This is a genomic window from Catenibacterium sp. GCM10023432 (assembly GCF_042651925.1).
Lineage (GTDB): Bacteria > Bacillota_I > Bacilli_A > Erysipelotrichales > Coprobacillaceae > Catenibacterium > Catenibacterium mitsuoka.
This window is the reverse complement of sequence record NZ_JBHSEB010000077.1, coordinates 1-12,344: the sequence shown is the minus strand read 5'-3', so window position 1 is coordinate 12,344 and position 12,344 is coordinate 1. Positions and strand designations below refer to the sequence as shown.

General features: G+C 35.4%; 13 protein-coding genes. All 13 read right to left on the bottom strand.

The genetic code is table 11. The features are described 5' to 3' along the window. Positions 1–40: 40 nt before the first annotated feature. Positions 41–355 (bottom strand): hypothetical protein, encoded by a 315-nt coding sequence (locus tag ACFOZZ_RS10390; protein ID WP_376815203.1) that lies wholly within the window; start codon positions 353–355, stop codon positions 41–43. Between the two features lie 203 nt (positions 356–558). Then, positions 559–1,182, bottom strand: a complete 624-nt coding sequence (locus ACFOZZ_RS10385; RefSeq protein WP_376815202.1) for a PDDEXK nuclease domain-containing protein — start codon at positions 1,180–1,182, stop codon at positions 559–561. Then, positions 1,164–1,583, bottom strand: coding sequence for a DUF1016 N-terminal domain-containing protein (locus tag ACFOZZ_RS10380; protein WP_376815201.1), 420 nt, complete (start codon positions 1,581–1,583; stop codon positions 1,164–1,166). Before ACFOZZ_RS10380 ends, ACFOZZ_RS10385 begins: the two co-directional genes overlap by 19 nt. 251 nt (positions 1,584–1,834) lie before the next feature. Continuing rightward, positions 1,835–2,470 (bottom strand): V-type ATP synthase subunit D, encoded by a 636-nt coding sequence (locus ACFOZZ_RS10375; RefSeq protein WP_006506819.1) that lies wholly within the window; start codon positions 2,468–2,470, stop codon positions 1,835–1,837. Continuing rightward, positions 2,463–3,911 (bottom strand): V-type ATP synthase subunit B, encoded by a 1,449-nt coding sequence (locus tag ACFOZZ_RS10370; RefSeq protein ID WP_055233352.1) that lies wholly within the window; start codon positions 3,909–3,911, stop codon positions 2,463–2,465. The genes ACFOZZ_RS10375 and ACFOZZ_RS10370 overlap by 8 nt, the downstream gene beginning before the upstream one ends. A gap of 11 nt (positions 3,912–3,922) precedes the next feature. Next, a complete protein-coding gene (locus tag ACFOZZ_RS10365; protein ID WP_278779827.1) occupies positions 3,923–5,674 on the bottom strand; it encodes a V-type ATP synthase subunit A in 1,752 nt (583 codons plus the stop codon). 19 nt (positions 5,675–5,693) lie between these two features. Beyond that, the gene (locus ACFOZZ_RS10360) at positions 5,694–6,284 is read right to left on the bottom strand and encodes a V-type ATP synthase subunit E (RefSeq protein WP_055233354.1); all 591 of its coding nucleotides are present in this window, start codon (positions 6,282–6,284) and stop codon (positions 5,694–5,696) included. A gap of 11 nt (positions 6,285–6,295) precedes the next feature. Next, positions 6,296–6,604: a V-type ATP synthase subunit F gene (locus ACFOZZ_RS10355; RefSeq protein ID WP_006506823.1), complete on the bottom strand. Its 309-nt coding sequence runs from the start codon at positions 6,602–6,604 to the stop codon at positions 6,296–6,298. A 9-nt stretch (positions 6,605–6,613) separates the two neighbouring features. Continuing rightward, the gene (locus ACFOZZ_RS10350; RefSeq protein WP_006506824.1) at positions 6,614–7,048 is read right to left on the bottom strand and encodes an ATP synthase subunit C; all 435 of its coding nucleotides are present in this window, start codon (positions 7,046–7,048) and stop codon (positions 6,614–6,616) included. 14 nt (positions 7,049–7,062) lie between these two features. Further along, the gene (locus ACFOZZ_RS10345; RefSeq protein WP_376815200.1) at positions 7,063–8,961 is read right to left on the bottom strand and encodes a V-type ATP synthase subunit I; all 1,899 of its coding nucleotides are present in this window, start codon (positions 8,959–8,961) and stop codon (positions 7,063–7,065) included. Positions 8,962–8,974: 13 nt separating this feature from the next. Then, on the bottom strand, positions 8,975–10,501 hold the full coding sequence (locus tag ACFOZZ_RS10340) for a V-type ATPase 116kDa subunit family protein (protein ID WP_376815199.1): 1,527 nt from the start codon (positions 10,499–10,501) through the stop codon (positions 8,975–8,977). 10 nt (positions 10,502–10,511) lie between these two features. Beyond that, entirely contained in the window at positions 10,512–11,546 is a 1,035-nt protein-coding gene (locus ACFOZZ_RS10335) for a V0D/AC39 family V-type ATPase subunit (RefSeq protein WP_055233357.1), read from the bottom strand. A 10-nt stretch (positions 11,547–11,556) separates the two neighbouring features. Continuing rightward, on the bottom strand, positions 11,557–11,859 hold the full coding sequence (locus ACFOZZ_RS10330; RefSeq protein WP_006506828.1) for a hypothetical protein: 303 nt from the start codon (positions 11,857–11,859) through the stop codon (positions 11,557–11,559). Positions 11,860–12,344 lie beyond the last annotated feature (485 nt).

Genomic DNA, 12,344 nt, shown 5'->3' with positions numbered 1-12,344 from the left:
GTAAAAACCATGAAAAAGTATTGATATATTTTTTAAATTTTTACTTGATTTCTATTATCCAATTTTCTTTGCTGTAACACTTATCAAATTCAGAAATACATTTGTTTTTATCTATATCTTTGGTTCTGTAATCGTAACAGTATAATAGGAATGATGAATACCAGTCTCTTTGTACCTCTGTACCATCTTGTAGCTTATACATTCGGTCAGATAGTCTCTTTTTAATATAGTCATCAACAGTATGGTCATATTGACTTGCTCTGTAATCATTAGATACTTCAATATATATACCACCTGATACCTTGAATTTCTTTTCTAGAGCAGCTTGAAACCCAGAAGGACATCTGTTCTTCATAGACCTGCCAAAACGTTTTTTCTTATTAAACTTACCCTTATGCTTAACTCAAGTAAAAATTATGTGTCTTTCATCCCATAGGCAAGCCTATGGGTTTTTCGCCACAAATTTATAACATCCTTTGTAATTTCCTCTTCTATTATTCTTTATATATACTAATCACATAACCGTCTCAATTTCTAGTTATATTTCCAATAATTGAACTATGTCTCTTCGAATATCCTCAACCTCTTAACAATCTTCTCCGGCTCTGGCAACATTGCTTTCATCTCTTCCGGCAACGTATTTCTTAACTGATATGTAGCCACACCTATCGGAGTATTAATATTCTTCAACGCATACTCTACACAAGTTTTATCCTTACTCTTGCAAATGATAATTCCGATTGACGGATTCTCATCTGGCAATTTGAGCTGCTCGTCCAACGTTGTCAAATACAACTGCATCTTTCCGGCATATTCTGCTTCAAATTCACCTATTTTCAACTCTATGGCTATCAGACTTCTCAACCTTCTATGAAAAAGTAATAAATCAATATACAAATCCCTGCTTCCTGCCATCAGATGATATTGATTTCCGATGAATGTATAATCTCCACCCATTTCTATCAAAAACGCTCTTATGTTATTTACCAATTGCATTTCTAATTCGTGTTCAGAGTATTCAGGTGACAATTCCGCAAAATCAAATATATATTCATCTTTTACCGCAAGCTTAGCCTGTACACTTTGCTCTACCGGAAGCGTTAAATCAAAATTCGTCTGATTCAACAAATATTTCTCATAGGTCTGTGCTTCGATAAAATTAGTTAGATGCGTTTTGTCCATCCATGTCTTTTCACCATCTGAATGTAAAATTCCCTTTGCAAATCATCCTTACACTTTTCCATAATAATGATGTTATTGCTCCAGCTAATTTCTCGCACCAATGGTGCGAGTTTTTCAGAATCACGATAAGTTAAATAAAAATTACGCATTCGCCACAGATTGGCTGCTGAATATCCCTTTGCTCCGGGAAACTCTTTTTGCAATTCTGTTGAGAGTACTTGAACAATTGATTTTCCCCAATCATTTTCTTCCTGCTGTCTATAAATTTCTTCTCCAATTTCCCAATACAAATTTACAGTTTCTGAATTGATTGATTTCAGAACCTGATACTGCTTTTTATGGATCAAATCTTTTAAATCATCCACAAGTGGTTCATATCCCACAATTTCATTCTTTCCCATGCACTTCTCCATTTCTCGCACCATTGGAGCGAGTTTTATAATTCAACCAACTTGATATCATATTTTTCAATTTCTGGACAAATCTCATAATTTCATACACCTCACTTTATGCTCTACTTATTAATACTGCACAAAGCGGTTATTTTCCTATTCTTTATAAATTATTTGCTAAAAGAAACACTTCTCTCATTCTTGACTATCCGATCAATCCTTTTATAATGCATAAAAAAACTGGTACACGAAGTACCAGTTTATGCCTTTCTTTTTGCAGCTTCTTGTCTATTCTTTTGTGCTTTAATAACTTTCTGTCTTGAGAATTCTTCTCTGTCCTTTTCATCCAAGGCTTCTGTAATCATCTTTACAGTCGCTTCAAAACGAGGGATAGAGATGTTCTGTAATGCGTTAGCACGCTTTTGTGTCTTACGAATATTATTCGCTAGACGATATACAGAGTTTTCTACTTCTGCAAGCTTTACTGTCATTTCTTTTACATGATAGAAACAGATATAAGCATAGTCTACCTTAGAGTTCGCACGTTCAAAACCATAACCAACTCTTAATGGTGTTTTCTCATATTCAATCTTAGGTAATTCTACACCCATAACTGAGCGATACTTAACACTAATACCTTCATCAATAGGTACACCTTCTACAACATCAGAAATAATACCTAAAGATTCATTTGCTTCACGTAATGCTGCATAAGCACGATCATAAGAGTCAGTGATGTCATCACGGATTTCTTTTACATCATCAAGTAATGACATCATTTCTTTAATTAAGACATTTCTTTTCTTATCGAGCAGGTCATAACCAAGTCTAGCAAGTTCAAGAGACTTCTTGGTTGCCATCAAATTCCCTTTAGTAGGGACAACCTGATTAGCCATTAGTTACAGCGTCTTTCAATTCTTTGATGACTACATCTTCGTGTAAATTAAATTCTTTGACTGCTTTTTCATGATCATAGAATTTATCTACAACAGCATTATCAATACGATCCAATGTATTCTTTGGAAGAACTGATAATAGTAACCATCCAAGGTCTAGGGTTTCTTCGATAGATCTGTTTGTATCGAATCCCTGATTAAGGAAGTGCTGCTCGAAAAGACGACCAAATTCCATATATTTCTTATCAGTATCTGATAATTCATCTTCACCGATAACTGATGTTAATGACTTAACATCTTGTACATGGGCATAACATGCAAATAACTGGTTGGCAACATCCTGGTGGTCGGCTCTTGTAAAGCCTTCACCGATACCATCCTTCATAAGTCTTGAAAGTGATGGAAGAACACCAACTGGTGGATAAATACCAGTCGCATTTAATTCAGGATCAAGAGTGATCTGTCCTTCTGTGATGTAACCAGTTAAGTCAGGAACTGGATGTGTGATATCGTTGTTAGGCATTGTAAGGATTGGAATCTGTGTAACAGAACCTTTAGCACCCTTAGAAATACCAGCTCTTTCATATAATGAAGCAAGGTCAGAATAAAGATAACCTGGGTAACCTTTACGACCTGGGATTTCACCTTTACTTGAAGAGAATTCACGTAATGCTTCACAATAAGAAGTGACATCAGTATAGATTACAAGAACATGCATATCATGTTCAAATGCAAGATATTCAGCAGCAGTTAATGCACAACGAGGTGTTAAGATACGTTCAATGATTGGGTCATTAGATAAGTTCATGAACATAACAACTCTCTGCATAACCCCTGCTTCCTCAAATGATCTTCTGAAGTAGTTAGCTACGTCATTTGTAACACCCATTGCAGCAAAGACAACAGCGAAGCCTTGTCCTGCTTCATCAGCAATCTTAGCCTGCTTAACAATCTGTACAGCTAACTGGTTATGAGGTAAACCAGAACCTGAGAAGATTGGTAGCTTCTGACCTCTGATTAGAGTCATTAGACAGTCAATAGAAGAAATACCTGTGTTGATATAGTTTCTTGGATATACACGAGAAACTGGGTTAAGAGGCTGACCGTTGATATCAGCACTCTTTTCAGCATAAATATCTCCTAGACCATCAATTGGTCTACCTGCACCAGAGAAGACACGGCCAAGCATTTCCATTGATAATGGTAATTCCATTGGATGACCTAATAGTCTTGTCTTAGTATTCGCAAGTGATAAAGCGTTTGTTCCTTCAAATACCTGAACAACAACTCTTTCACCTTCAATTTCTACAATACGACCAGAACGTGTTGAACCATCTTTTAACTGTAGTTCAACCATTTCATCATAAGATGCATCTTTAACGTGATCTAATACGACGAGTGGTCCATTAATTTCACTTAAACCTACATATTGAAGTGCCATGTTACCCCTCCTTAGTCAATAGATGCACAAATTGCATCAATCTTTTTATAATAGTAATCAAATTTACTTAAATCATTATTAGGTACATCATATTTCATCTTAACAACTTCATCGAAGATACCTGTTTCAATGATTGTACGAATAGGTTTACCCTGAGCAACAACCTGCTGACAACGGTCATTTAAGTAAAGGATTACTTCCATCATCTTAAGCTGTTTTTCAAGTGGTACATAAGTATCATCTTTGTGGAAAGCGTTCTGCTGCAAGTAACCTACACGAACTACTCTGGCTACTTCAATAACAAGCTTCTGATCATCTGGTAAAACGTCAGAACCCATTAACTGTACGATTTCCATTAATTTAGTTTCTTCTGCAAGAATAGAAGCCAATTCCTGTCTATCTCTCATGAATTTAGGATCAACATTCTTTGAATACCATCTTTCAAGATCTGGAATATATTCTGAATAAGATAAATTCCAGTTGATAGCGAAATAGTGTCTTGCGTAAGCTAATGCTTTATCAAGTGCCCAGAATGTACGTACGAAACGCTTAGTATTCTGAGTAACTGGTTCTGAAAAGTCAGAACCCTGTGGAGATACGGCACCGATGATTGTAACTGAACCATTTGTGTTATTTAAGTTCTCCATATAACCAGCTCTTTCATAGAACTGAGATAATCTAGAAGGTAAGTAAGCTGGGAAACCTTCTTCTGCTGGCATTTCTTCAAGACGACCAGAGATTTCTCTTAAGGCTTCAGCCCAACGAGATGTTGAGTCAGCCATGATAGCAACATGGTAACCCATGTCACGATAATATTCAGCAAGTGTTACACCTGTATAAATAGATGCTTCACGGGCAGCAACTGGCATGTTAGATGTATTCGCAATGAGGACAGTTCTGTCTACTAATGGCTTACCACTCTTAGGGTCAACGAGTTCACAGAATTCTTCAAGAACCTGAGTCATTTCGTTACCACGTTCACCACAACCTACATAGACGATAATATCGGCATCACACCATTTAGCAAGCTGATGCTGAGTCATTGTCTTACCAGTACCGAATCCTCCTGGGATTGCAGCTGTTCCACCTTTTGCGATAGGGAACAATGTATCGATAACACGCTGACCAGTAACTAGTGGCATACTGATAGGTAAACGTTTATGGACTGGACGAGGTGTCTTGATTGGCCATCTTTGAGTTAATGTACATTCATGAGCTACACCTTCATCATCAGTGAAGACCATAACTACATCATTAATTGTATACTGACCATTTTCTTTCACTTCAGTAACTGTACCTGACATACCTGGCATAACCATACATCTATGTTCGATCATGTCTGTTTCAGGAATCTTGGCATATACAGTACCACCTTCAACATGGTCACCTACTTTAACAGTTAAAGTGACATCCCATAATTTCTTTGTATCTAGTGGTTCTACAGCACTACCTGTAGGAATGAAAGCACCACTTTCTTTTGCGATTTCTTCTAGTGGTCTTTCGATACCATCATAAATATTTCTTAAGATACCAGGACCAAGTGTTACAGAAATAGGCTGACCTGTTGGGAATACTGGTTCACCTGGTTTAAGACCTGTAGTTGTTTCATAAACCTGGATAGTAGTAAATTCTTTAGTAATAGAGATAACTTCACCCATTAATTTACTGTTACCTACATACACCATTTCAAGCATTGAAAAGGCATCTGTATCTTTTACTTTAACAACCGGGCCGTTGATTGAATAAATTAGATTTTCTTTCAACTTGTTTATCCCCCTTCTTTTATTTATTAATGATTAAACCAGAATGCTGGATGAACCATTCTTTCTGATTCTTTAATGCGAATTCTAATGTTTCATCGTGAACAATAGAGCTTTCTGTGTTTTCAACAATTAAACCACCAATAGTGATATCTCCAGCTTTCACTTCAGCATCACCATAAGCAGCTTTTAAATCATCAGCAAGACCTAAGTCTTCTTCTTTTACATAAATAACTGAATGAGGCATATAATCACCTGCAAGCTTCTTGGCCTTATTGACCATGAACTCTTTGTATTCAGGTGTTTTTGTAAATGCAACTAATTCTTCTCTTGCCTTCTTGAAGATTGTAGTTACATACTCATCACGTTTATTAATAAGCTTTTTCTGTCTCTCAACATGGGATTCAGAAATTTCCGCAGCTGATTCTGACTGCATTTCATCTAATTCCTGTTTTAGTCTTAAATCTGCATCTTTCTTAGCTTCAGCACGCATAGAAGAATAAGCTTCTTCTTCAATCTTCTTTACTTCGGCCATGATTGCATCGACTTCTCTTTGAGACTGTTTTTCAATCTCATTCTTCATTGAGAGAAATACTTCTTGATTTTCTTCCATTGTATACTCTCCTATAACTTAACGCCTATTGCTTCAGAGACATAACCATCGATGGCTTCACCAATCTTAGAATGACCATGACGGTCAGGAATCTCTGTAATAAGAGGCTTTGGCTGTTTTAATTTAATTTCTGAGATAATATCAGGACAAAGTTCAATTAACTTAGTAGTCACTAAGATAATTGCGATTTCAGGATCTCTCATCTTATTTTCAAGTAAGGTTAAGAAATCATGACGGGTATGAACAACTTTGCCTTCAATACCCACGAGTCTTAGACCAGTGAGGGTATCGATATTATCACTGATCAGAAAGAACTTCATAGTAATCTCCTATAGTGTGTTGATAATTAAGATTGAGATTAATAGACCATAGATGGCAACACCTTCACCTAAGGCAACGAAGATCAATGATTTACCGAAGTTTTCAGCATTTTCAGAGAATGCACCAATTGCAGCAGGAGCAGCAGCAGCTACGGCAATACCAGCACCAAGAGCAGATAAACCAGTTGCAAGAGCAGCACCAATAAAGCCAAGACCCTGAGCGATAGAACCAGTCATCTTGTCAGCACCAGCAGCTAATACTGGGCTATTTGCATATGTAAGAAATAATACAAGTGCTACAGCACCAAAGAAACCACAGATATGAGTACCAAGACGCATTTTAGCGCTCTTAGCAGTAACTTTACCTTTGAATACATTTACTAGTGGTAAAGATAATAATACAACAATTAATGCAGGGATAATGAATGTTAAGATAGTAGTCATTTTTTCTTCCTCCGTTATTCTAGACTTTCTTTCATAGATACAAATGGTTTACCATTACCTTCATAGTAACGACTGAATAATTCATAGAATTCAAGACGTAATACCTGGATACCGACAATTAATCCTTCTAGACACATTACAAATGCGTTACCAATAATTAGAACGATAATATAACCGAATCCACCAACCATTTCAGCTAATGTGTAAACAACAAGCATCATACCAGCGTGTGATAAGACGAAACCGCCGACACGTAGGAATGACATAGTGTTGGCAACAAATGTCAACAATACTTCGATCATTTCGAAGAATGATTCAGTAAAGAAGTTACCAAATCCATGTGGGAACATCTTCTTACCTTCAAGTTTGTAAGTAAGAGGTTCTTTTAAGAAGATCATTACAAGTGGGGCAATGATAAAGATTGCGACATAGATACCCATTGGGATATTTAAGCCAAGGTTTAATAACATATTTATTGCAAGTACTAATACTGCAACATAGAATACTAAACCAGCGGCACCATTTTGAGAGAATAGTAGTTCTCCCCAATGTTTCTTCTTCAAATTTAAATAGATATTGAATAGGATTGAGATGATGATTAAACATACACCTACACCAATTGCAACACCTAATAGCGTCATAGTATTTTCAGATGCCATTGGTGCAAAGAATGGAACAAGGATTTCTTCTGATCCAAATACTGAGCCAAAGATTACACCGAATATTGCAGATGAAATACCAATACGCATACCTACTTCACCAAGCTTCATGCCTTTTAATTTATAAGCAAGGAAACCAATAATTGAAAGCAGGATACCTTGACCAACATCGGCGAACATCATACCGAATAAGAATGTATATGTTACCGCAACGAAATTTGTTGGGTCAAAGTCTGTATAAGATGGAACACCGTACATCTCAACGAACATCTTGAATGGTCTTGAGAACCAGTTGTTCTTGAGTTTTGTAGGTGGATAAAGTCTTGAATCTCCCATTGCTGGTTTGATTTCAACATGTACCTTGTCCATCTGTTCAAGTTCTTCTTTTAAAGAGTGTGCATAATGTTTATCACAGAAACCATAGATAGCAGCATTGTTTCCAAATACCACGACATATCTCTGTGCTTCACTTGTCTTATTAAGTTCCTGACATGAAGCATAAATGATTGATAAATCTTTTTCTTTTTTACTGAATAAATCTCTTAATTTACCATCACATTTCTTGACAGAGGCTTCTGCAGTTGCATTCTCTTCTTCAATAATTTCTAATGATTCACCTGGAGTTCCATGAAGGAATTCAGGAATATGAATACGTTCAAAGAATAGTGAAGAGAATATGTTATCTATTTCAGGTGCATTAGAAGGAGATGTTATATAGAAACAATAACATGTCTTTGCATCCTGATAGATTGATTTAAATAAGAATTCCTGTGAATCATAATAAGATAACTTATCAAGGTTCATTGTAGGTAACTTACCAAATCTAACCTGAATATATTCGCTTGAGAAAAGGTCATCGAAGTCTATATCAAGATCCTTCATATATTTCAAGTACTTCTTGGCCTGATTGTTTTCATCAATCATTACCTGTAATTCATTTTTAACACGTGCGATTTTGTTTGCTTCATCAAGACATTCGCAGAAGTAATCATCTGCTTCTACAATATTGATGATCTGAGGCTTTTCTGATGTATTGATATTAATACCATACTTCTCTGCCGCTTCATCCATACGTCCTAATAAATCAGCATAAGGATTATCCTTATTCATGATCTTAAGACCTCTTACTGAATCCACAAACTTTGATGCTGGCTCTGGATGAAATTTTTCTGAATCAACAAGCTTAGATAATACTTCATCACTCATTGTTTCAGGGAATTCTATCTCAACGAGCTGCAATTTTGAGATAGCCATAGTATCCTCCCTTCTATTGTTTCTTATAGAGCGCTTTCTTAATGAAGTTCAATACAATGCCTAATACAAGTACAACAACTAATGGTAAATAAGAGATATGCCAAGTTGTATCTACAGCAATTGCGACATAAGCAGCTACTGCAAGTCCCATGACGATGCCAACGACACCCTTGATAGAGAATACCTTATTAATCATTGATTGTTCATTATAGATAGCTTTTACTTTACCAATGCAGAACTGTCCTACAACAAGTAAGAGAATCGCATTAATGAAGCGCTGATAACTAAATGCATCTGCAACAGGGATTACTGATGGGTAAAGATGAATACAGTAGAAAGCATCACCATAAATTAAACCACCAACAAAAGATGCAATACCAAGAATAGTAATCATCTTTCCTGATTCTTTCTTTCTCATAAGTAATCCAAGTAACACAAGCACAACACCTAAACCAATATCACCAAGCATAAGTGCAAATACTAAGATGAATAGTACTGCAGTGGCTAAAGTAGTATCCACACGATCACTCTGTTTAACTTTAGAGATTGCTTCAAATGGTCTAGCCCATGGATAGTTATTAGTAAGTGTTGGTGCAATGATCTGCTGATCACCATAAATATCTGCAGGCAAGTCCTGATATTCTACGTTGTACTTTTCAAAAGCCTTCTTAATATCTTTTGCGACTCTAACAGGTACAAATCCATAGATAGCATATTTAGACTGATAATCAACAACAAATACTTTGAATTCTTCAATTCTAGCAGCAAGAGTAAGATCTGCATACATCTTTAATAATACTTCTTCATGTGCATCTCTAATACCTTCTAAACGGCTGTCTGCCTTACGAATAGAAGTATTCATACTTTCAATTTCTTCTAATAATTCCTTCTTTGCGTCTTCCATTCTACCATGAACGAAATCAGGAATTTCAATTTCTTCAAAGCCAACTGACTGGAAGATGTTATCTACCTTTAAGATAGCAGCCTTAGTTGTCATATAGAGACAATAAACACTCTTTGCATCTTCACCAAGATCTAAGAACATGATTGACTGTCCTTTATAATAGTCAAGTTTGTCTTTGTTTCTTCTAGGAATACGGCCAAATCTTGCTTCTATATATTCGCATCCTTTAACCTCATCCATATTTAATTCTGTATTAGAAAGACCTTCTAGGATTCCATAAGCAGCCTGGTTCTGTCCACGTTCAGTCACAAATTCTTCTTTAATATCAAGATATTGCTTTGCTTCTTTCTTAACATCATCGAGCGCCTTACGATAATCTTCTTTTGCGAAATGAATAGATCCTTCTTTTACACTTGATGTATCAAGCTTTACATGTTCAGCAAGCTCTTTTAATTCATCAAGCATGTTCTTGTAATCCTCATCAGGTGTCATTGTAAATACATCTTTTACATTATTTACAATCTTTGTTGCTGGCTGAGGATAAAAATACTTTGTTTCGTTTAACTGACATAAAACCTCTTTTAAGTATTTCTTATCAAAGGTCATGTCTAGCAATTCCATTTCTTCTATTGCCATGTTGTTCCCCCTAGTAGATAAGCAGTTGGGCTATTTTTTCAGCCTCTTCACCATATCTTAAACCTTCAATGATATGTTTTAGATTTTCAACTTCGTTTTCGAATACAATCAGATATGTCATATAAACCATAGCAGCATCTGTAGTAAATCTCATATATCTCTTAGCAAGATTATATTTGATCTTGTCTGTGTAGTATTCGATATAAACAAATTCCTGATCATCCACATATAACTTGTAAGGTGATGAAGCAAGCTTCTTTAAGAACTCCTCTGCATCTTTTGTTTCAATCAATTCATTCATTACTGATTGTGGAATACGTGAGTAATCCAAGATCAGCTGTTTCTTGATTTGTTCAGGCTTAGAATTAAAGAATCGTTTAAATCTATAGATCTTGGTAATATTCTCTAACTCAATCTGAGTATAGATCATAGTAAGTAGATCCTTCTGTTTTTTACCTTTAAAAGTAGATTTCACTGTTTCAACGAATAACTTATAGTAAGCACGTTTGAAATCAAGTTCCATCATGTTTGTATCGATCTTCTCATCATCTATAGGCATATATTTCTGTAATATATGGTAGTAACGTGTTTTCTCCATATATCTTAATAATGATGGATAATCCTCAATACTTAATAAGCCATAAAGATCAAACGTTGAATAACGAGGTAGGTATGAAGGTATATCTAATTCAGAATTCAATGTTTCATCACTATTGAATAAACGTACTTTACTCAATAGTACAGCTATTTCACGTCTAATAATACCTAGCTGATAAAACTTCTGGTCACCCTTAGGTGCATAATGAATCAATCTTACAGCACGTAAGAATTCCTCTTCATCAAGAAGTGATTCCAACTGTCCTCTATGAATGTTTGTTTCTTTCAAACCTTCAAGAATAGGACCATATGCTGTTTCACTCTTTAAGTAACTGACAGCATCATTGACAGTTCTTTTCTTTAGAAGTTCATCATAGCTTTCAGGAGTGAGATGTTTACCATACATAGATCTTGCTTTTGCAAGAACTGCATTAGATGAAAAACTCATAATCTCACCTCTAAATCTCTTTACATCTGTCTACGATAGATGCAACCCACTCCTCCTTGTGGGCTTCATAAAGGCTGGTGATCTTCTCAACAGAAGAATTGTAATCCTCTTCATTCTTCTTCTTTGTTGCGTCAATTCTTTCCTGTAACTCTTTCTTCTTTGCATCAAGTGTTACCTGATACTCTTTGACGAAAGAATCGTAGATTTCTTTCTTCTTACTGTTCATATCTGCAGTTGTATCCTGTCTCTTCTTTTTGGCATCTTTTACAGCCTGAGCACATCTATGGTCTACAGCTATGATATCAAGAATCATTTTATCCAATCCACATACCTCCTTCTTTTTGATTCTATAGGATAATACTCCTAAAAATTTTAAAATTCAACCAAAAACACTTCATCGTGATAAAAAAGCGTCATCTATATCAAACAGACATATTCAGATATATCAAATGTATATGTATCTTGGTTGATGAATCCATTATACTCTTAATTTTGTAAAGCGTTAACATAAATTTTTGTGAAATAGCGAACATAATGAATTGTTTTTTTAGGAAATAGGCAATATGACCGAAAGTCATTTATTTCGTACCTATTTTCTGCATTAGTTATACACCCATCATATAAACGCAACAATAAACAAATAACCACCTTTGTTTAATGTAAGCGTTTCACATAACTTTACTATGGCTTTTTTCATCTATTTTTCTTATTCTTATATATATAGGAGAGAGAAGTGTGAAACAAAAATCAATCAAAACGTATAAAAAAAGACGAACTTAAAAACAAGTTTGAATAATT

Coding starts and splice junctions, on each gene's coding strand:
- ACFOZZ_RS10350 (WP_006506824.1), bottom strand. CDS start 7,048: ATGACTACTATCTTAACATTCATTATCCCTGCATTAATTGTTGTATTA.
- ACFOZZ_RS10375 (WP_006506819.1), bottom strand. CDS start 2,470: ATGGCTAATCAGGTTGTCCCTACTAAAGGGAATTTGATGGCAACCAAG.
- ACFOZZ_RS10390 (WP_376815203.1), bottom strand. CDS start 355: ATGAAGAACAGATGTCCTTCTGGGTTTCAAGCTGCTCTAGAAAAGAAA.
- ACFOZZ_RS10330 (WP_006506828.1), bottom strand. CDS start 11,859: ATGATTCTTGATATCATAGCTGTAGACCATAGATGTGCTCAGGCTGTA.
- ACFOZZ_RS10340 (WP_376815199.1), bottom strand. CDS start 10,501: ATGGCAATAGAAGAAATGGAATTGCTAGACATGACCTTTGATAAGAAA.
- ACFOZZ_RS10380 (WP_376815201.1), bottom strand. CDS start 1,583: ATGGGAAAGAATGAAATTGTGGGATATGAACCACTTGTGGATGATTTA.
- ACFOZZ_RS10360 (WP_055233354.1), bottom strand. CDS start 6,284: ATGGAAGAAAATCAAGAAGTATTTCTCTCAATGAAGAATGAGATTGAA.
- ACFOZZ_RS10385 (WP_376815202.1), bottom strand. CDS start 1,182: ATGGACAAAACGCATCTAACTAATTTTATCGAAGCACAGACCTATGAG.
- ACFOZZ_RS10355 (WP_006506823.1), bottom strand. CDS start 6,604: ATGAAGTTCTTTCTGATCAGTGATAATATCGATACCCTCACTGGTCTA.
- ACFOZZ_RS10370 (WP_055233352.1), bottom strand. CDS start 3,911: ATGGCACTTCAATATGTAGGTTTAAGTGAAATTAATGGACCACTCGTC.
- ACFOZZ_RS10345 (WP_376815200.1), bottom strand. CDS start 8,961: ATGGCTATCTCAAAATTGCAGCTCGTTGAGATAGAATTCCCTGAAACA.
- ACFOZZ_RS10335 (WP_055233357.1), bottom strand. CDS start 11,546: ATGAGTTTTTCATCTAATGCAGTTCTTGCAAAAGCAAGATCTATGTAT.